The organism is Ralstonia flatus (genome assembly GCF_958439105.1).
Lineage (GTDB): Bacteria > Pseudomonadota > Gammaproteobacteria > Burkholderiales > Burkholderiaceae > Ralstonia > Ralstonia flatus.
Window position 1 is genome coordinate 111,105 of record NZ_CAUDLI010000014.1, and the last position, 19,196, is coordinate 130,300.

Below are 19,196 nucleotides of genomic sequence, written 5' to 3' on the forward strand. Positions count from 1 at the left end.
CCTCGTCATCCATGAGCGTGAGCCACCGGCTGTGTGCCGGCGCACCGCAAGGAACTGCCCTCGCGGCAAGACCCACTCTAGGGACGGCAAGGCAGCGCCGATATGCGCCGCATGTGCCCAGCCTCGCCCCATGGCAGGCGGCACGGGCCAAACATTACGGCAGGCGATTGCGCAATTTCGATCAGGCGCCTCCAACCCGCCGGCGATACCGTATCGCCACCCAGGAGCCACCGCATTGACCACCGCCACCGACCGCTACCTCGCCCGCTTCCGCGCCGTGCTGGCCCACATCGACGCGCATCTGGACGACACGCTCGACGTGGACGGACTGGCGGACGTGGCGGCGTTTTCGAGCTACCACTTCCACCGTCAGTTCTCGTTGCTGTTCGGCATGAACGTCGGGCGCTATGTGCAGTTGCTGCGGCTGAAGCGTGCCGCCCATCAACTCGCCTATCGTGACGACGTGCGCATCACCGACATCGCGCTGGCGTGCGGGTACGAAGGGCCGGAGGCATTTGCGCGGGCGTTCCGCAGGCAGGCGGGCCAATCGCCGTCAGCCTTCCGGGCCGCGCCGCAGTGGGCGTCCTGGGCGACCGATCTGCAGGCGCTGCGCGCCCTCAGGAGCCAACACATGCCCGCACAACCGCACACCCAATCCGTTGAGATCGTCGAGCGCGAGGCCGTTGCAGTCGCCGCCATCGAGCACCGCGGCGACCCAGCACGCCTGGGCGAGACCCTTCGCGCGTTCATCGCCTGGCGCCGCGAGCATCGGCTGCACCCGAGCGTTTCGGCCACGTATAACGTCGTCTACGACAACCCCGACGACGTGCCGCCCGAAGCGTTCCGCATGGACATCTGCGCGGCGACGCAGGCACCGATCGCCGCCAATGCGGCGGGCATCACCGGCAAGACGCTGGCAGGCGGGCGCTACGCCGTGCTGCGCCACACGGGCTCCGACGACACGCTCGCCCAGAGCGTGTCGTACCTCTATGCCGATTGGCTGCCCGCCAGCGGCGAGGAGTTGCGCGACGCGCCGTTGCTGTTCCAGCGCGTGCTCTTCTACCCCGACGTGCCCGAGCACGAAGCTGTGACGGACGTACTCCTGCCGCTCAGGTGAGCCTTCAGGCGATCAGACGATCAGGCGTCCAGGTGGATCTGGATGCCGGTGGCCGTGTAGATGGCCGTGGCCTTGAAGCCGTCCACCACCACCGACGCGAACTGGCGGTTGCTGCCGGCACCATCCACCACGGCGATGGTGTCGCCCACCTTGGGCGCGTAGCCGTTCACGAACTTCACGTGCAGCGTGCCGCCGGCAATCGTGGTGAGGCCGGCCACGCTCAGCTTGCCCTGACCGTTCGGGCCGATGGCGAGGTCGAGCGTGGTGCCCTGCAGTTGCGTGAACTTGCCCGCAATCGCCACCGCCGCCGGCGCGTTGACCGCCAGCGTGCCGGCGCCGACATACACGTCGCCCGTGCCGAATGCGTTGGCCGAATCGGCTTCGAGCACACCGCCTGCGACCTGCGTGCCGCCGGTGTACGTGTTGGCGCCTGCCAGACGCAGCCGGCCGGTGCCTTGCAGCGTGAGCTTGCCCGCGCCCGAGATGGCATTGCGCCACGTATCGGCCGCGTTGAAGCCGCCCTGCGTTGCATCCATCGACACGATCACGTTGCCGTTGAACGCGCCGTAGCCGTCGGCCGCCGCGAACAGGTTGAGGCGGCCCCAGCCTTCGGCGTCGTCGAGCACGGGGTAGCCGGACGCCAGTTCCGTCGTCTTCAGCACCACGCGGCGCTGATCGGCGCTCAGGTACGGGAAGCGCGTTTCCAGCAGCACCTCGGCGCCCTTCGGCACCACCGGCGCCAGCGTCGTCGCGCCGATCTGCGTAAAGCCAAACGTCATGCGGCGCGTGAAATTGGCCTGATTGGTGGCGTAGTCGGCAAAGCGGTCGGTGGCCGGCGTGCCGGACTGGGCCAGCACCGGGAACGTCGTCGCATCCGTGCCGGTCTGCGCCATCAGCGCGGTGTGCGCCTGCGCGAAGGCCGCTGCCTTCAGCGTGGCGTTGGCCGGGTCGACGAGGTTGGCCGCGGCGGCGGCAATGCCGATCATGCGGCCCGACATCACGTCCAGCGGCGAATGCATGCCGGCCAGGATGCGGTTCTCGCCCAGCTCCAGACCACGCGACAGCATCTGCTGGAAGCGCTCGGGCACCAGGTATGCCATGGCCACGGCATCGCGCGTCGCCTCGGCCGAGTGGCCGCTGATGAAGCCGCCGTCGGTGGCGGGGGTCGGGCTCTCGGCCGGCACCAGCGTCGGCACGACCGCCACGCTGCTGCTCCAGCGGTACGGTCGCGCATATTTGTAGAAGCGCTTGGCCGGCTCGGTAGAAGCGTTGTTGCCGACCGTGTTGATCAGGTCGACCACCTTGCCGAAGGCGGTGTTGCCGCCCGAGGTGCCCACGCCCGTGTTGTTGCCGCTGTCGTTGTAGAGCACGGTGGTGGCATCGGCCGGCACGGTGGTAATGGACGTCGTCTGCTGCGCGAGCGTGCGCCACGCGGCGGTGAGCGGCCCCATGCCGTCGGTCACGCTGTAGCCCTTGCCGCGGCGGTCGTCAAAGTACGCCGCATCGGCCTGCGCCTGCGTGCGGTTGGTGGTGGCGTTCACCACGTATTGAACGTTTGCGTTCAAGACCGGCAGATTGAGCTGCGTGCCGCCGGCCGTGCCGTCGTTGGGCAGGCCCGTCCACGTGGAGGCGACCACCGCCGGGAACGACCCGTTGGCCGGCGCGTTCACGCCCGCATCGACGATCTCCGTCAGCGGCTGCCAGAGGTCGAGAAAGCGCGTGAACAGGCGCACACCGGCGTTGGTGCCCAGCGTGGCGTAGCGCGCATCGCCGCGCTGGTTGGTGGCGATGTTGTCGACGAAGGCGGGCACGCCGGTGGCCACGGCCGCCGTGTCGACAAAGCCGGGGTCTGCCGGCGGCGCCGGAATGGCCTGCGTGGTGGCAACGGGCGTGCTGCTGGTGTTGTCATCGCCGCCGCCGCACGCGGTGAGCGCGAGGGCGCCGAAAAGTGCAACGAGGCTGGAGCAAAGACGCGGACGGACAAACGCGGGGCGGACAGTGAAGGACATGGTGCGGCGGGCTTGCAACCCGCAGAGAGCGCTGGAAAGCCCCGCAGTCTCGGCACCCGCCATGAAATAACGGTGACGTTTCGTTGACAAATCCGCGTGATCTTCGCCCTACGTTGGGGCATCTCGCGTCATGACAGCGCTGCGAGTGAGTTATGTCACAGAGTGATATAATCGCCGACCGCATTCTTTGACCTCTGGTGAAGCCTGGTCCGGGCAATCGCCGTCTGTCGACCATGTCCGCTTCACCGCTGCATCCCGCCCTGCGCCGCTGGCTCCACAGCTTCATTCCCGCGCCCGTAACCGTGCGCTGGAGCGAACGCGTGCGTTCCGCCGTCGGCGCCCTCATCGGCATCCTGTTTACCGGCACGATGATGAAGATGGTGCCGGGCGCGGCCACGCTGATCCCGCTGCTGGTCGCGCCGATGGGCGCCTCGGCCGTGCTGCTGTTTGCGGTGCCGGCCAGCCCGCTCGCGCAGCCGTGGTCGATCATCGGCGGCAACCTGGTGGCGGCCACCGTGGGCGTCACGTGCGCGCTGTTGCTCAATGACCCGGTGATTGCATCGGCGCTGGCCGTCTCGGCAGCGATTGCCGGCATGTTTGCCCTGCGCTGCGTGCACCCGCCTTCGGGCGCGGTGGCGCTCACCGCCGTGATTGGCGGCCCGGCCGTGCATGCGCTGGGCTATCGCTTCGTGCTGGAGCCGATCCTGATCCAGTCAGCGCTGCTGCTGGTGGGCGCGCTGGTGTACCACGCGGCCACGGGCCACCGCTATCCGCACGCGCAACGCCTGCCCGCCGCTGAGCGTCCGCCCACCGCAGCCGGCTTCAGCCGCGCCGACATCGTCGCTGCGCTGCGCCGCCAGAGCGAACTGCTCGACATCGACCCGGAAGACATCGAAGCCGTGCTGCGCGAGATGCAGCTGCAGGCCTACACGCGCACGTTCCACGCACTCACGTGCGCCGACATCATGACCACGCCGGTGGTCACGGTCTTGGCCGGCACATCGATCCCGCGCGCGCTGCAACTGCTGCGTCAGCATGGCTTCAAGGCATTACCGGTGGTGGACGAAGACAGGCGCGTGGTGGGCATCGTCACGCGCGCCGACCTGCTCGGCCTGGCGCCCGCAGACCTACGCCAGACGCTGCGCCGCTGGTTCAGCATCGGCGCGCTCACACCGCCGCGCGTCGCCGACCACATGAAGACGCGCGTGCAGACCATCGCGGCCAGTGCGCCCATGTCGAACCTGGTGCCGATGTTTGCCAGCGCCGGCCACCACCACATTCCGGTGCTGGATGCCGACGGCCGGCTGGCCGGCATCGTTACCGAATCCGACTTGGTGGGCGGGCTGTATCGTCAGGCGAACATCGCGCCGCAGGCGGCCTGAACAGAACCGCCGTCAAACCGCATCCATCGGCAACTCGCGGAATGCACTCAGCTGTTCCGCTGCCACCGAGTACGCCACCAGGCGCGGATAGTCCGCCGCCGGCACGCGGTCCGGCACCATCAACTGGATGAAGGCCCAGGCCACGGCCACCGTCACGCCGGCCTGCGTCAGCTCGTTCTGGTCGACGGGCAACGGCGCGTCCTTCCACTCCGCCTCCAGCGCTTCCACCGCCGCCAGCAACTGGGTGTGCACGCGCTCGACCCACGGCCCGTGCACTTTCTCGCTCGGGCGCAGGTTGTGTTCGTAGACGATCTGCACGGCCTTTTCGCACGCGGCCAGCGCCAGGCCGATCACGCGCAGGGCGTGCTGGCGCTCGGCAATGGCGGCGGGCATCAGGCTGCGGCCCGCCAGCGTTTCTGCGTAATCGATGATGAGCGTGGAATCGATCAGCACGGTGCCGTCGTCGCACACCAGCGTGGGCGCCTTGACCACGGGGTTGATAGCGCTGAACTGATCGAAATGCCGGAAGACCGAGATCGACGCGTGCTCGAACGGCACCCCGAGCAGCTTGAGCGAAATGGCCGTGCGGCGCACGTACGGGGAATCAAGCATGCCGATCAACTTCATGGAATCTCCTGGCTGGTGTGAGTGTGATGGGTAAAAAACCTGGGGTGTGCAATGCCTTGGCCCACGCGGGCGCGGATGCACATGATAGACAGCCAGCGCAAAGCGTGCCCGCGCCTCGGGCACGTTTTCTGCGTGTGCGGCATCCGCTTTAAGGCACCCGATTTTCCACCCCGATTTGCCGCCCCAATTTGAGCCCCCTGATGCCGACACCGCCGGCCTCCCGATTTCCTAGAATGCACGACACGGGCCAATGTTGCTGCCCGCCGGACAGGAGACCTTATGCCGTTTCTCGCGCACGACCATGACTGCCTCGGCTGGAGCGGCGAGATGGCGCAGCGCGTGCTGGCATTCGATTGGGCGTCCACGGAGCTGGGCCCGATCGAGGACTGGCCACCCAGCCTGCGTGCCGCCGTGCAAATGGTGCTGGCATCTCCGGTGCCGCTCGTCATGCTGTGGGGCCGCCACGGCTACATGGTCTACAACGACGCCTACGCCGAGTTTGCCGGCGGGCGTCATCCGTATCTTCTCGGGTGCCCCGTTGAACTCGGCTGGCCCGAAGTGGCGGACTTCAACCGCCACGTCATGGATGTCTGCCTAGGTGGCGGCACGCTGTCGTACCGCGACAAGGAACTCGTCCTGCTGCGCAACGGCCGCCCCGAAGACGTGTGGATGGATCTCTACTACAGCCCGCTGCCCGACGACCACGGCAGCCCGGCCGGCGTGCTCGCCATCGTGGTGGAAACCACCGAGCGCGTGCTCACCGAACGCGAACGTCAGGCCGCCGAACAGGCGCTGCGCCAGTTGACCGAAACGCTGGAGCAACGCGTGGCCGATGCGCTGTCGGCCCGCGCCGAAGTGGAGGCGCAATTGCGCCAGGCCCAGAAGATGGAAGCCATCGGCAACCTGACCGGCGGCGTCGCGCACGACTTCAACAACGTGTTGCAGGTGATTGCCGGCAACCTGCAGATGCTGACAGTGGAAGCACCGGGCAACGCGCGCGTGCAGCACCGGGTGGCCGCTGCCACGCGCGCTGTGCAGCGCGGTGCCACGCTGGCTGCACAATTGTTGGCCTTCGCGCGGCGCCAGCCGCTCTCGCCTGCGATCGTCAACCCGACGAAGCTCGTCCAGGGCATGAGCGAGATGCTGCACCGTGCACTCGGCGAAGCCGTCAAGGTAGAAACGCATCTGGCCGAAGACCTGTGGCACGTACAGGCCGACCGCAACCAGCTCGAGAACGCGCTGCTGAACCTCGCCATCAACGCACGCGACGCCATGCGCGGCGGCGGCGTGCTGACCATCGCCGCCAACAACGTCACGCTCGACAGCGCGCAGGCGCAGGCGCAAGGGCGCGGCCAGCTTACCCCCGGCGACTACCTCGTCTTCTCCGTCACCGACACCGGTGTCGGCATGCCGCCCGAAGTGGTCGAACACGTCTTCGAACCGTTCTTCACCACCAAGCCCGACGGCCATGGCACGGGTCTGGGTTTAAGCATGGTGTTCGGCTTCGTCAAGCAGAGCGGCGGGCATATCGCCATCGACAGCGCGGTCGGGCGGGGCACCACCGTGCAGCTCTACTTCCCGCGCAGCACGGAGGCCGCCCCGGACGATGCCCTCGACCTGCGCGACACCGTCGTCACGCCCATGGGCGGGCGCGAGACCATCCTGGTCGTGGAAGACGACACCGACGTGCGCCTGACAGCCGTCGACATGCTGACGCAGCTCGGCTACCGCGTGCTGACCGCCGCCAACGGCGAAGCCGCGCTGGAACTCATGAACAGCGGCACGCCCATCGATCTGTTGTTTACCGACGTGATCATGCCGGGGCCCATCAAGGGCGGCGAACTGTCGATCCGCGCCGCGCAACGCGTGCCGCCGCTGCCGGTGCTGCTCGTCTCCGGCTATACGCGTGACGAGATCCTGCGCGACGGCAGGCTGCCGCCGGGCGTGACGCTGCTCGACAAACCCTACCGGCGCGATGACCTCGCGCGCATGGTGCGCAACGTGCTCAACAACAGCCGCACAGGGCAGGCGCAGGGGCAGGTGCACCCAACATCGACGGCATCCATCGACGAGGCTGCAACTGCGGTTGCCGACACGTCACCACCGCCCACGGTGCTGCTGGTGGAAGATGACGCGGGCTCCCGCGAGGCCATGCAGGAAGTGCTCACCACGTTCGGCCTGCAATGCCTGGCCGCCGCCAGCGCGGAAGACGCCCTCGCCATCGCCCGCACGCAGCCCGTACAGGTCCTGCTGACCGACCTCACCCTGCCGGGCCAATCCGGCGCCGAACTCGCCCGCACACTGCAGCGGCAGTACCCGGACATGGACGTGCTGCTGATGACCGGGTACGGCACCCAAGCCGAGATTGGCGAGCCCATTCCGGGCGCGTGCGTGCTCGCCAAACCGGTCGACCTGACGCTGCTGCATGCTGCGCTGGCGCCATGGCTTGGCACCGGCGTGAACGCGACAACGAAGCATGTGACGAACGCCGCATAATCGCAGCCCCCTGTCACAACCGACCACGCCCGCCCGTCTAGGGAGCATCTTCCCTAGACGACACCGCCGCCATGACCCAGCGCCGCGCCGACCGCGCCCCCAGCACTGACCGCGAAGACACGGCCTTCACCGCCGCGCGGCCTCGGCTCTTTGCGATTGCCTACCGCATGCTCGGCAGCCGGGCCGACGCGGAAGACGTGCTGCAGGACGCCTGGATGCGCTGGCACCAGACCGACCAGACCGCGCTGCAGTCGGCCGAGGCGTGGCTCGTGACGGTGGTCACGCGCCTGTCGATCGACCGCCTGCGCGCCGCCAAGACCGAGCGCGAAGCCTACGTCGGCTGGTGGCTGCCCGAACCGCTGGTTGAACCCGAAAGCCACGCGCCCACGCCCGAAACCGCCGTGGAACTGGCGGGCGATTTGTCGATGGCCCTGCTGTGGGTGCTCGAACGCCTGTCGCCCGAAGAGCGCGCGGCGTTTCTGATGCGCCAGGTGTTCGAGCAAGACTATTCGGAGATTGCCGCCCTGCTGGGCAAGACCGAGGCCGCGTGCCGGCAACTGGTGCACCGCGCGACCGAGCGCGTGCAGCAGGAGCGCCCGCGTTTCGATGTCGCGCCCGATGCGCATCGGGATTTGCTGGAGCGCTTTGCCGAAGCCTCGCGCACGGGCCAGCGCGACGCCATCCGCGCGCTGCTGGCAGACGACGCGCAACTCGTGGGCGACGGCGGCGGCAAGGTGCCGTCGTTCACGCGCATCATTCAAGACGCCGGCCAGATCACCAAGATCTACTGCGAGCTGGTGCGCGCCATGGGCGACGTCCGCTACGTGTACGCCCGCGTGAACGGCGAACCCGGCCTGCTGCGCTATGTGGATGGCACGCTGGAATCGGCCCAGTCGTTCGTCATCGCGAACGGCCGCATCGTCGCCATCTACGTGGTGCGCAATCCGGACAAGCTGGCGCACATCGGCATCGGCGCATAAAGAACGCGAAGTTTCTTTGGCCCGGCTGTCACAACCCGGCCGCGTGGCGCGTCTTGAGGGTATGGAGCGACGCAAGGCAAGCACCGGCCCACCGGTCACCGGCCTCGGCTCCTTCATCCACCCAACCCCTCAGGAGCCACTCATGTCGCAAGCCCCACGCATTGCCTACTTCCAACTCGCACCGAAGGCGTTCAACCACCTGCTGAACCTGTCGAACGGCCTGCGCCGCGACCTGCTGGGCGCACGGCTGGTCGACCTCGTGCTGCTGCGCGTCTCGCAAATCAACGGTTGCGCCTTCTGCATCGACATGCACTGGAACGACCTGATCAAGATGGGCGAAGACCCACGCCACCTGAACGCCGTGGCCGGCTGGCGCGAGGCCCCGTTCTTTACCGAGCGCGAGCGCGCCGCCCTGCGCTGGGCGGAGCTGGTCACCAACACCCCGCACAGCGATGCCAGCGACGAAGAATTTGCCCGGCTGCGCCAACACTTCAGCGATGAAGAGATCGCCGAGCTGAGCTTTGTGATTGTCACCATCAACAGCTGGAACCTGCTGAACGTGAGCCTGCGCAACCCGGTGCCGCTCAATGCGCCGTATGTTGCAGCGGCGTAACAAGGTCTGCGCCAATACGACGATCGCTGTACAGCAGCGCCTGCGTGCCCGCGTAGGCGCTGCACCTACGGGGGCTTATCCGTGCAGGAAGCGCACCATCAGCACTTCGTCTGCATAGCCCGTGGTGGACTTGAGCGCGCGCGGTTCCACGCCGTAGGTTTGAAACCCGCAGCGCTCATACAGCGCGAGCGCCGCATCGTTGCCGCGCACCACCGACAGCGTGAGCTGCTGGACCAACCCCGCAGCCGCCGCCACGATGCGCTCCACCAGCGCCACGCCCACGCCGCGCCCGCGCGCTGCCGGCGCTACGTAAAAGCCCCACAGAAAACCCTTGTGCGCGAGCTTCGCTATCGTTTGCTGCTTGAAGCCGACCATGCCGACGATGCGTGCGTCGCTACCGGTTCCCGCATAGGCGCCCAGCACGATGGTGGTCGCCAGGCGCTCGGCAAACGCTTCCGTCGAGAGCCCGACCTCAGCCTCGTAGGTTGAGCCGAAGGCGTCGGGCGCATCCTTGAGCGCGGCGAGCCGGATGGTGCGGTAGTCGGCGACATCGTTTGCATCGGCCGAAGACAACTGGCGGATCACGACGGTGTTATCGGAGTTTGGGTTGGCGTTGACGTTGGACATGGCTGGCAAGGGGATCGGCCTGTAGGCGAGAAGCAAACGACAGCCGCCAGTATCGCGCCAATCACACACGCATGGCCTACAGTGCCGCCTCCGTCCATGAGGCCGAGGGCTTTGTCCGTCAATTGGCCTATGTCGGCATGTGCCCAGGTACCTATGCTTCGGGAAACGCGAGTCAATAAATCTACAAACCGCGACAACCGGAACGGGGGGAAGCCATGGCCGAGCTTTTGATCGCGCAAGCGCAACGCAGCAGCGCACACACACAACCCACGCCGGCACCGATTCCGCCCGACGGCCCGCGCCACGCACGCGGCATGCACGGCGCCGCGCTGGTGATGGCCGCCGCGCTGTCGCTGGGGCTCAGTGCCTGCGGTGGCGGCGACGACGCCGGTACCACCACCCCGCCCACGAACAACAACACGCCAGCCCCCACGCCCGCACCAACGCCTTCGCCTTCGCCATCACCTGCGCCTGCGCCCGCACCTGCGCCAGCCCCGGCAACCTATTCCGTGGGCGGCACCGTCAGCGGGCTGACCAGCGGCAAGACCGTCACGCTGCTGGACAACGGCGGCGATGCCGTGGTCGTCAGCGCCAACGGCAGCTTCAACTTCCCGACCAAGCTCGCGCAGGGCAAACCCTATGCAGCAACGGTTGGCACGCGGCCTTCAGGCGAGACCTGCACCGTCACCAACGGCAGCGGCACCGTGGGCACCAGCAACGTGACCACCATTGCGGTGGCCTGCACGCCCAAGCCCCTGTTCGGCTATGCGGTCAACTCGAATGACGGCACCATCTCCGCCTTTACATTGAATGCCACCACCGGCCTGCCCACGGCCATCGGTACGGCAGTCACGGTGGGCGCGGGGCCGCTGTCGCTGACCATCGACCCGGCAGGCAAGTTCGTCTACGTGGCCAACGCCAACGCGAACACCATCACCACGCTGTCGATCAATGCCGATACCGGCCTGCTGACGGTCGTGGGATCCGCCACCCCCACGGGTGTGCAGCCGTACAGCATTGCGCGCACGCCCAACGGCAAGTTTGCGTACACGGCCAACTATGGTGACAACAAGCTCTCGGCGTTCTCGATCAACACCGGCACGGGTGCGCTTACCGCGCTCTCGCCCATCACCGCCGGGGCCAACCCGTACACGGTCACCGTCAACAGCGCCGGCACCTTCGCCTATGTGGTGAACGCCAACAGCGGCGCCACGCCCGGCACGGCCATGGCGTTTGCCGTCAACAACAGTACGGGCGCGCTCACGCAAGTGGGTACCACGGTCAACACGGGCAACACGCCGCAGTTCATTGCGGTCAACTCGGCGGGCACCTATGCCTATGTGACCAACGCCGCAGACAACACCATCAGCGTCTACAGCATCAGCAACACCGGCGCGCTCACCGCATCGGGCACGCCCGTGGCGGCAGGCACCAACCCGTACTACATCGCCATCGCACCGTCGGGCAGCTTCATGTACGTGACCAACGTGCTGGACAACACCGTGAGCGTCTTCAGCATCAACCCGTCCAACGGCGCTCTGACTGCTGTCGCCACCACGCCCACCGGCAATGCGCCCGTGACCGTGCTCGTCAACCCCGCCGGCACCTTCGCCTACGTGGTCAGCGCTGTGGACAACACCGTCAGCGCGTACGCCATCGACAGCGCCACCGGCAAGCTGACCGCCGTGGCAAGCGGGTCGGCCGCTACCGGCAACATCCCGCGCGGGATGGCGATCGTGGCGGTGCCGTGAGGTCGTGGTTGAGTTGAGCTGAATTGGTCTGCAGGAAGGCAAAGCCCCTCGCGATGGCGAGGGGCTTTTTGCAATGTTCGCTCCGCGGCGTCAGCGATCCGTACTTACAAACGCGCGCCAGCACGGGCTGGGATCGTGCGATGCCGCTGCATGCATCAATGCAAGATGAAATCCTGCGGCCCTTGATGACCGCCCAGACTCGGTTCGCCCATGATGTCGCGCACCGCGTCTTCAATCGTGGCGGACAGCGCGTTGAGCGCGAGGTCGTTGTCTTCGGTGCCGAACGGGTCTTCAAGCTGCGAAGCGATGGCCTCGTGCGCCATGAAGGTGTACGCCACGAACACCGCAAACACGGGCGTGAAGCTGCCGATGCTCTCCACCAGCCCGAACGGCAGCGCCGCGCAGAAGAAGTACACCGTGCGATGGATCATGACCGAGTACGCGAACGGCAGCGGCGTGCCGGCAATGCGCTCACACCCGCCGATGCTGTTCGACAGCTCGTTGAGGTTCCGGTCAAACGCCAGGGCGGCATACGCATCGAGCGCACCGGCTTGCGTGCGGCGCTGCACCCATTCACCCAGCCACTGCACGATGGCGATGGGCCGGTAGCGCGCAGCCATCACGCGTTCGAGCAACGGTGCGGGCAGGCGGGCCGCGAGGTCTTCGCGCGCGTCGGTATGGCGCAACTGGTGACGCAGCGCGTGCGGCAGCGCACTCAGTACCTGCGCGAACTCGCGCACGTCGGCATCGGCTGCGGCACCGCGGGTGTCATGCAGGCCATCACCGCGCGGCAACGTCAGCGCCTGACGCGTGAGCGAACGCGCCGTGTTGAGCAACTGGCCCCAGAGCTTGCGGGCCTCCCAGTAGCGGTCGTAGCTGGCGTTGTTACGAAAGCCCAGGAACACCGCCAGCGCAATGCCGACGAGCGAGAACGGCGTCGTGCTCAGGTTGACCGAGATGGGCAGCAGATGCGCATGCACTGCGATGGCCACCAACGACACGAGAAAGATCAGGAACAGGCGGGGCAGAAGCTGCGGCAACACCGATCCGCGCCATGCGAGCAGCATGCGGAACCAGTGCAGATGGGGGCGGACAACCATGGGGAGACGCGAATGCGTTGCAGGGACGTGCGCGGATTATCGCAGAGGCAGGGTTGCCCGGACGCCTGCCGATGCCCAGCCCGCTCACTGCACCGCGCCAATGAACGCCGCCAGCTCCGCCGTCTTGGGGCTGGCAAACACCTCCTTGGCGGGGCCGCTTTCATGGATCAGCCCCTGGTGCATGAAGACGAGCTGATCGCCCACGTCACGGGCGAAGCGCATTTCGTGCGTGACCATGATCAGCGTCATGCCTTCGGCGGCGAGCTGCTTCACCACGGCCAGCACTTCGTTCACCAGTTCGGGATCGAGTGCGGAGGTGATCTCGTCGCACAGCAGCACCTTCGGCTGCATGGCGAGCGCGCGCGCAATGGCCACGCGCTGCTGCTGACCGCCGCTGAGCTGGTCGGGGTAGGCATCAAACTTATCGGCCAGGCCCACCTTGACGAGCATCTGGCGCGCGAGGTCGTTGGCATCGGCCTTCTTCATGCCCTTGACCACCACGGGCGACAGGGCCACGTTCTCGCCCGCTGTGAGGTGCGGAAACAGGTTGAACTGCTGGAACACCATGCCCACGTTCAGGCGCAGCGCGCGCAGTTGCGCGGGCGTGGCCTGCGAGCCCTTGAGCACCGCGTTGTCGACCACGATCTGCCCGTCGTCGATGGCTTCCAGCCCGTTGATGGACCGCAGCAGCGTGCTCTTGCCCGAGCCGCTGCGCCCGATGATGGCGACCACCTGGCCGCTTTCCACGCGCAGGTCGACGCCCTTGAGCACATGGTTGTTGCCGTAATGCTTGTGTACGGCGCAGAGATCAACGAGCGGCATAGAGCTTCTTTTCCAGATGAGAGGCGTAAAGAGACAGCGGCCAGCACAGCGCGAAGTACGCAAGGGCCACCAGCCCGTAGATGAGGAATGGCTGGAAGGTGGCATTGGCCAGCACCGAACCCAGCTTGGACAGGTCTTCAAACCCGATGATGGACGCCACCGCCGTGCCCTTGACGATCTGCACGGAGAACCCGACCGTGGGCGCAATCGACAGGCGCACCGCCTGCGGCAGCACCACGTGCCGCATCTGCTGGAAGTAGCCCATCGCCAGGCTGGAAGACGCTTCCCACTGGCCGCGCGGAATGGCCTCGACACAGCCGCGCCACACCTCGGCCAGATAGGCGCTGGTGTACAGCGTCAGGCCGATGGCGGCGGCCGTCCACGGCGACATCTCGAACCCCGCCATGGATGCCCCAAAGAACACGATGAACATCTGCATGAGCAGCGGCGTGTTCTGGAAGAGCTGGATGTAGGCCTTGCTCACGCGCTGCAGCGTGGCGTTGCGGCCCACGCGGGCAAACAGCACCACCAGGCCCGCCGTGCCGCCCAGCGCAAAGGCCATGAGCGACAGCATGAGCGTGGCAAGCAGCCCCTCCCCCAGCTTGAGGAGAATGGGCAACAGAGGGATGTCGGCGATCATGCTGCGTCTCCAACGGAGGCGGCTGCGGTGGCGGTGGCAGCAAGCGGAGCAGCGGACGCCGCAGGCGCGCGGCGCCCCACGACAAAGCGCTGCCCGATCCAGGCCAGCAACTGACGCAGCAACAGCGCCAGCGCAAAGTACAGCGCCGTCACCACCAGGTAGGTTTCAAACGCGCGGAAGTTGCGCGACTGGATGAAGTTGGCCCCAAAGGTCAGATCCTGCGCGGCAATCTGCGAGACGACCGACGTGCCCAGCATCACGATCACGATCTGGCTGCTGAGCGCGGGCCACACCTTCTGCAGCGCGGGGCGCAGCACCACGTGCCGGAAGATGGCCCAGCGGCTCATCGCCAGCGCGTTGGCCGCTTCCAGCTGGCCGCGCGGTGTTTCTTGAATGCCTGCACGCACGATCTCGGTGATGTACGCGCCCAGGTTGACCACCGCCGTGAGCAGCGCCGCCTGCCATTCATTGATCTGCACGCCCAGCGAGGGCAAGCCGAAGAACACGAACATCAACTGCACGAGGAACGGCGTGTTGCGGATGCCCTCCACATACACCTTGAACAGCGCATTGAACGGAGCGATGCGCCAGGCGCGGCACACGCCCCCGGCAATGCCGATGGCGCCACCGAGCACCGCGCCCGCCGCCGTAAGCGCGAGCGTGAATGCCGCGCCCTGCGCGAGCTGGCCGCTGTAACTGAGGACAGCGCCAAAGTCGAATTGATAGGCCATGAAGAGGTCCGGCGGACTTGTGTTGCGAACGTGCGTAGAACCTGTTCACGATCCGTAGCGAGCGGCCCGAGGTTGGCGCGAGAAGCGCAGCCGTACGTGGGTACGGCGAGCATCGCAGTGTCAAGATCGGGTCGCGCAGTAGGATCGTGAGCAGGTTCTTACAGCTTGGTGGGCAGCGGCATCTTGATCCAGCGCTGCGACAGATCGTTCAGGCGGCCATCCGTCTTCAGCTTGGTGATGACGGTGTTCACCTTGTCGAGCAGCGCGGGCTCGCCCTTGGCCACACCCACATAGCAAGGCGTGTCTTCCACGGGGAACTTCAGGTCGAGCTGGCGCAGCTTCGTGCGCTCGTTCACCGCGTTGGCGACGATGTTGCCCACCGTTACCAGCTGCACCTGGCCGATCAGGTAGCTCTGCGCGGTAGCGTTGTTGTCTTCATAGCGCTTGATGGTGGCCGACGCGGGTGCCACGGCCGAGAGCGCCAGATCTTCAGTCGAGCCGCGCGTGACGCCGATCGTCTTGCCGGCCAGATCCGCCGGTGCCTTGATTGTCATGTCTTTCGGGCCATACACGCTCTTGGGGAAGGGCGCATACGCCTGCGTGAAGTCGATCACCTTGGCGCGCTCGGCGTTCTTACCCAGGCTGGAGATGACGACATCCACCTTGCCCGTGGTCAGGAACGGAATGCGGTTGGTGCTGGTCACGGGCACCAGCTCGGCCTTGACGCCGAGTTCCTTGGCGACGAGGTTGGCCATGTCGATGTCATAGCCCTGCAGCTTCAGGTCCGGACCGAGCGAGCCGAACGGCGGGAAGTCGTTCGGGATGGCCACGCGGATCACGCCGGCTTTCTGGATGTTGGCCAGCGCATCGGCATGTGCCGGGCGGCCGGGCAGCAATGCCGCAACAGCGCTGGCCGCCATGACGGCGTGGAAGAAGAAGCGACGCGAGATGGGGCGCGAAGCGTGGCGGGCAGTGATGCGGGTCATTCAAAAACTCCTTCGGATTCAGACATGGAGACGAGGCGAAACGAAACCGGTTCGTACTGCATGCGCTCGGGCGCAAGGTGGGGTGCAGGCTGCGGCGCGTTCAGATCGATGCCGCTGCGGCGCGCGGCCGACAACAGGTGCGCGCGCATGGCCTCTGCGCTGGCGGCGGCATCGCCCGCGGCAATGGCCTGCACGATGGCGTTGTGCTCGTGCGCGGGGTGATCGTCTGCACCGTTGCGGGCAAAGGGCAGGCGCAGGCTGTGGCCGATGGCGTGTTCCAACTGGCCCGCCATCGCCATCAACCCCGGGTTGCCAGACAGCTGCGCGAGCAGCAGGTGGAAGTGCAGATCCGCCTCTGCCGCGCTCAGCAAATCATTGCGCTCCAGCGCGTGGGCCAATTGCTGCTGCAACCATTGCAGATGGCGCAGGCCGGCGGCATGCATGCGCGCGGCGGCCAGCGCCGTCCAGCCGGGCTCCAGCACGAGGCGCAACTCAATCAACTGACGCGGCGACAGCGTGCCCAGCGCCGGCGTGGCAAACGGCCGATGCATGCGCTCGGCACTCGCCCCTTCCGCGCCAAACTTCTGGCCGCGCACCACCACGCCACGACTGGGGAGGATGTCCACCAGGCCCAGCGTTTCGAGCACCGTCAGCGCCTCGCGCAACGACGCGCGGCTCACGCCCAGCGTTTCCGCCAGCTCACGCTGCGGCGGCAGGCGGCTGCCACTGGGGTACTCGCCACTCAGAATGCGTTGCTGGAGTGCTTGCGCGACGGAGGATGGAATGCTGTGCATGGGCCGGGATTGGAGAAAGACACGGTCGTGGTCTGACCGGTCGCCCACGGCTTATGCGAGTTTTGTGCCATGCAGCATAGCGCTGCGTGTTGCGCGGTATTGCGGGGGGTTGGCTGCCTGGGCTGTGCCCTTGGGTGAGGCGTGGGCTGGGGGCGCGGGCGATTGGGCGCTTGGAGTTGGTGCGGGGTGCACCGGTTTGGGACGTGTGGGCGATGAGGGAGCGGCGCGCTCCAACTAGCGTTGCACCCGCGGTAGAACGGCGCCGCTATATTGCTTCACCAGAAACGTGACCTCGATGGACGACGTAGACAACTCAGGCACATGGCGACAACTCCGACCTTCTACCCCTACAGCCTGGAGCCGCATCGGGGCATCGCGCAGTCAGCGCCCGTTGCTGAGGATGTCATCAAGCTTGCGATCGACGCCGATGAGGCGGAAGCGTGGTTCTCAGAAACGCATGCGTGCCAACGGCTGCGGGAATTGTTTCCGGCAGCCATCACGTTTTTGATTGAGGATGACTACCTGGGCGAGAAGCACAAGGCGTCGATCGAACAGGAGCTGGCGCCCGCGAAGGTGACGTGGGAGCCGGGGTATCGGATTGATGGGCGTCACGGGCGTTAGCTCGTTCGCTGGCGGCGAGAATGCTGGGCAGCGACGCGGCAGCTGTTGTAGCCGGCCGCGTCTACACAACGAATGAAATCGTGATCGTGTTGTGCAGCTTTGCCGAGGGGCTATCTCTCTGAGCCCGGCAGGTCGGCCTCCTGAAGCTCCAAAACGATCGGTCGATACTTGGAAAAAACCCAGAGACCGAAAGAGCAACCTGCCCAGACGATGGCAGTGAGCATTGTCGCCAGAAACACACCTACGAATGGACTTGCGATTAATGCTGTGAGGCCATAGAGCGGCCTGCCATTCCACATCACCCGGCCAATACCGAACAGCGAGAGGACCCCGACCAGCAAGCTGAGCGGCACGATCGACAGGTACAAGCCGATCGCAATGAGTTTGAGCATTGAACCGGCGCTAATTCTCTTGACCTTGATATCACGGTACATCTGATTCCCCAGGCGCTCGACTTAGTATTGATACGTGACTTGGAAGCCCGTCGTGATGTTGGCTGTGGTGAAGCCGGCCGGCTTGTAGATGGGCGTGCCGGCAAACAGGTCGTAGGAAAGCGAGCCAAAGCGCGTCGCCCAGCCGCCGCGCAACCCGATCACCGCACCGGCGAGTTGCCGACCAATGATGTTGACGGTGGAAGGACCATAGACGTGGCCGTAATCCACGCCGCCGTAGATCGACAGGCCCGTGTTATCGATGGGCGCCTGCCCCTTGTTGCGCCAGTAACCAATATCAAGTTCTCTTGAATGCCGTCTTTCGAGACGGCGCGCTGATCGTCATTGCCGCTCCACGTCGATTCATCACGTGTCAGCGCGATCTCAAGGATGTTCATTGGCATGCCTGAGCTCGGGTAAGGCGAACCGGTTCACCGCTCACGTTCGACACGCTTGCAACGCACGCGCCCTTCTCAAGGACCAAGCGAGCTTCGTAGTCGACATCGGCCTTCGGAACGAAGGTCGCTGCGACAGAGCACTGTTGGCGGCTTTCTGGCGTTGTCAGCAACACCAAGGTGAACGGTTGTTCTGCGGCAACATACAGCTCGCCCATTGGCGCTCGACCAAGCTTCTCTGCGCCTGGCATCCCGAGCGATCGCCCACGATAGCCGCTTGCCCCGACGATTCCACCCAACACAGTCCCGGCACCTGGAGCGCTCCAATCGATGCAATCCTTGTTCGGCACGGCTTTGACGAGCACATTGCCGCTCACTCGAAGGCGAGCACGCGGGCCGTCAGCCGCTTCTTCTGCGCTTTTGAACTGCGTACCGAGCGAGCTACAAGCACTGAGCGCGCTTGCCACGCAGATAGTGGCGATGTATTTCTCCGCTTTCATTTTGGGTTCCCTTTATGCTTCTAGTTGAACTCAAAGCGCACGTCTTTGATGACCTGGACATTGCCCCAATGGAAGTTGCAGACACGCGCAACCTCAGCGCCATCCTTGCTTTCTGGCACACATCCGCCAGTGATCCTCACTGGGTTACCACCTTGCTTTGATAACGGGAACTCAATCGACAGCCCTTCGGGCACTTTGTGTTCCAGTCGAACGGATTCCGCGTAGTCATCCACCAGCGCAACAATCAACACCTTGTCGGCTTTCAGCGTGTAGAGGTCATGTTGGAACGCGCCATTCGGCACCAAGCACATCTCAAATGTGATGTTCTCCGCCGTCTGACTCTGGCAACGCGGCGATTCGGCTGCAGTAGCGTTGGCACAGGCGAGTGATGCGGCGAGAACAAGAATAGAGTTCTTAATCATGATCTTGATTCTTGATCCGGTTGAGTAAAAGGAGATTGCCCCCGTGTCATCAGGATCGGCTCTGGATGCCTATCCCGCTGGAACCGCGCCCCCACCGCGTCATGGAGGCGGCGCAGTGCATCGGAGCCGGGCAACGATGCCGAGGCGAAGGA

At 65.8% G+C, this 19,196-nt stretch carries 19 protein-coding genes and 1 pseudogene; 7 read left to right on the top strand and 13 right to left on the bottom strand.

The window, feature by feature from the left end:
• Positions 1-235: 235 nt before the first annotated feature.
• On the top strand, positions 236-1,117 hold the full coding sequence (locus R2676_RS24785; protein ID WP_206273185.1) for an AraC family transcriptional regulator: 882 nt from the start codon (positions 236-238) through the stop codon (positions 1,115-1,117).
• 20 nt (positions 1,118-1,137) lie between these two features.
• Here the strand turns inward: R2676_RS24785 and R2676_RS24790 are convergent, their stop codons facing one another.
• Positions 1,138-3,126: an acid phosphatase gene (locus R2676_RS24790; RefSeq protein WP_206273184.1), complete on the bottom strand. Its 1,989-nt coding sequence runs from the start codon at positions 3,124-3,126 to the stop codon at positions 1,138-1,140.
• A 233-nt stretch (positions 3,127-3,359) separates the two neighbouring features.
• On the opposite strand from R2676_RS24790, the gene R2676_RS24795 reads away from it, so the two are divergent.
• Positions 3,360-4,508: an HPP family protein gene (locus R2676_RS24795; protein WP_206273317.1), complete on the top strand. Its 1,149-nt coding sequence runs from the start codon at positions 3,360-3,362 to the stop codon at positions 4,506-4,508.
• A 12-nt stretch (positions 4,509-4,520) separates the two neighbouring features.
• Here the strand turns inward: R2676_RS24795 and R2676_RS24800 are convergent, their stop codons facing one another.
• Complete coding sequence (locus R2676_RS24800) at positions 4,521-5,135, bottom strand: glutathione S-transferase (protein ID WP_206273183.1); 615 nt, start codon at positions 5,133-5,135, stop codon at positions 4,521-4,523.
• A gap of 279 nt (positions 5,136-5,414) precedes the next feature.
• Here R2676_RS24800 and R2676_RS24805 point away from each other — a divergent pair, with 279 nt between their 5' ends.
• From R2676_RS24805 to R2676_RS24815, 3 genes are all read left to right on the top strand, one after another.
• Entirely contained in the window at positions 5,415-7,631 is a 2,217-nt protein-coding gene (locus R2676_RS24805) for a response regulator (RefSeq protein ID WP_206273182.1), read from the top strand.
• A gap of 71 nt (positions 7,632-7,702) precedes the next feature.
• Positions 7,703-8,611 (top strand): RNA polymerase sigma-70 factor, encoded by a 909-nt coding sequence (locus R2676_RS24810; protein ID WP_206273181.1) that lies wholly within the window; start codon positions 7,703-7,705, stop codon positions 8,609-8,611.
• Positions 8,612-8,753: 142 nt separating this feature from the next.
• Complete coding sequence (locus R2676_RS24815) at positions 8,754-9,224, top strand: carboxymuconolactone decarboxylase family protein (RefSeq protein ID WP_206273180.1); 471 nt, start codon at positions 8,754-8,756, stop codon at positions 9,222-9,224.
• 75 nt (positions 9,225-9,299) lie between these two features.
• Here the strand turns inward: R2676_RS24815 and R2676_RS24820 are convergent, their stop codons facing one another.
• On the bottom strand, positions 9,300-9,851 hold the full coding sequence (locus R2676_RS24820; RefSeq protein WP_206273316.1) for a GNAT family N-acetyltransferase: 552 nt from the start codon (positions 9,849-9,851) through the stop codon (positions 9,300-9,302).
• Positions 9,852-10,066: 215 nt separating this feature from the next.
• Between R2676_RS24820 and R2676_RS24825 the strand changes: the two genes are divergently transcribed.
• Positions 10,067-11,602: a beta-propeller fold lactonase family protein gene (locus R2676_RS24825; RefSeq protein WP_206273179.1), complete on the top strand. Its 1,536-nt coding sequence runs from the start codon at positions 10,067-10,069 to the stop codon at positions 11,600-11,602.
• A 155-nt stretch (positions 11,603-11,757) separates the two neighbouring features.
• Here the strand turns inward: R2676_RS24825 and R2676_RS24830 are convergent, their stop codons facing one another.
• From R2676_RS24830 to R2676_RS24855, 6 genes are all read right to left on the bottom strand, one after another.
• Positions 11,758-12,702 (bottom strand): bestrophin family protein, encoded by a 945-nt coding sequence (locus R2676_RS24830; RefSeq protein WP_206273178.1) that lies wholly within the window; start codon positions 12,700-12,702, stop codon positions 11,758-11,760.
• Positions 12,703-12,786: 84 nt separating this feature from the next.
• A complete protein-coding gene (locus tag R2676_RS24835; protein WP_027678606.1) occupies positions 12,787-13,524 on the bottom strand; it encodes an amino acid ABC transporter ATP-binding protein in 738 nt (245 codons plus the stop codon).
• Complete coding sequence (locus R2676_RS24840; protein WP_147216790.1) at positions 13,511-14,164, bottom strand: amino acid ABC transporter permease; 654 nt, start codon at positions 14,162-14,164, stop codon at positions 13,511-13,513. The genes R2676_RS24835 and R2676_RS24840 overlap by 14 nt, the downstream gene beginning before the upstream one ends.
• Positions 14,161-14,895, bottom strand: a complete 735-nt coding sequence (locus R2676_RS24845) for an amino acid ABC transporter permease (protein ID WP_206273177.1) — start codon at positions 14,893-14,895, stop codon at positions 14,161-14,163. Before R2676_RS24845 ends, R2676_RS24840 begins: the two co-directional genes overlap by 4 nt.
• A gap of 158 nt (positions 14,896-15,053) precedes the next feature.
• A complete protein-coding gene (locus R2676_RS24850; RefSeq protein WP_206273176.1) occupies positions 15,054-15,881 on the bottom strand; it encodes a transporter substrate-binding domain-containing protein in 828 nt (275 codons plus the stop codon).
• A complete protein-coding gene (locus tag R2676_RS24855) occupies positions 15,878-16,675 on the bottom strand; it encodes an FCD domain-containing protein (RefSeq protein ID WP_206273175.1) in 798 nt (265 codons plus the stop codon). Before R2676_RS24855 ends, R2676_RS24850 begins: the two co-directional genes overlap by 4 nt.
• A gap of 321 nt (positions 16,676-16,996) precedes the next feature.
• Here R2676_RS24855 and R2676_RS24860 point away from each other — a divergent pair, with 321 nt between their 5' ends.
• Entirely contained in the window at positions 16,997-17,296 is a 300-nt protein-coding gene (locus R2676_RS24860; protein WP_316857645.1) for a hypothetical protein, read from the top strand.
• Between the two features lie 110 nt (positions 17,297-17,406).
• On the opposite strand, the gene R2676_RS24865 is transcribed toward R2676_RS24860, so the two are convergent.
• The 4 genes and pseudogenes from R2676_RS24865 to R2676_RS24880 form a co-directional block, all read right to left on the bottom strand.
• Positions 17,407-17,730 (bottom strand): hypothetical protein, encoded by a 324-nt coding sequence (locus R2676_RS24865; protein WP_206273174.1) that lies wholly within the window; start codon positions 17,728-17,730, stop codon positions 17,407-17,409.
• A gap of 21 nt (positions 17,731-17,751) precedes the next feature.
• A pseudogene (locus R2676_RS24870) lies at positions 17,752-18,018 on the bottom strand (ShlB/FhaC/HecB family hemolysin secretion/activation protein); the annotation flags it as partial.
• A 103-nt stretch (positions 18,019-18,121) separates the two neighbouring features.
• On the bottom strand, positions 18,122-18,622 hold the full coding sequence (locus R2676_RS24875) for a hypothetical protein (RefSeq protein ID WP_206273173.1): 501 nt from the start codon (positions 18,620-18,622) through the stop codon (positions 18,122-18,124).
• A 20-nt stretch (positions 18,623-18,642) separates the two neighbouring features.
• Entirely contained in the window at positions 18,643-19,044 is a 402-nt protein-coding gene (locus R2676_RS24880) for a hypothetical protein (protein ID WP_206273172.1), read from the bottom strand.
• Between the last annotated feature and the right edge of the window lie 152 nt (positions 19,045-19,196).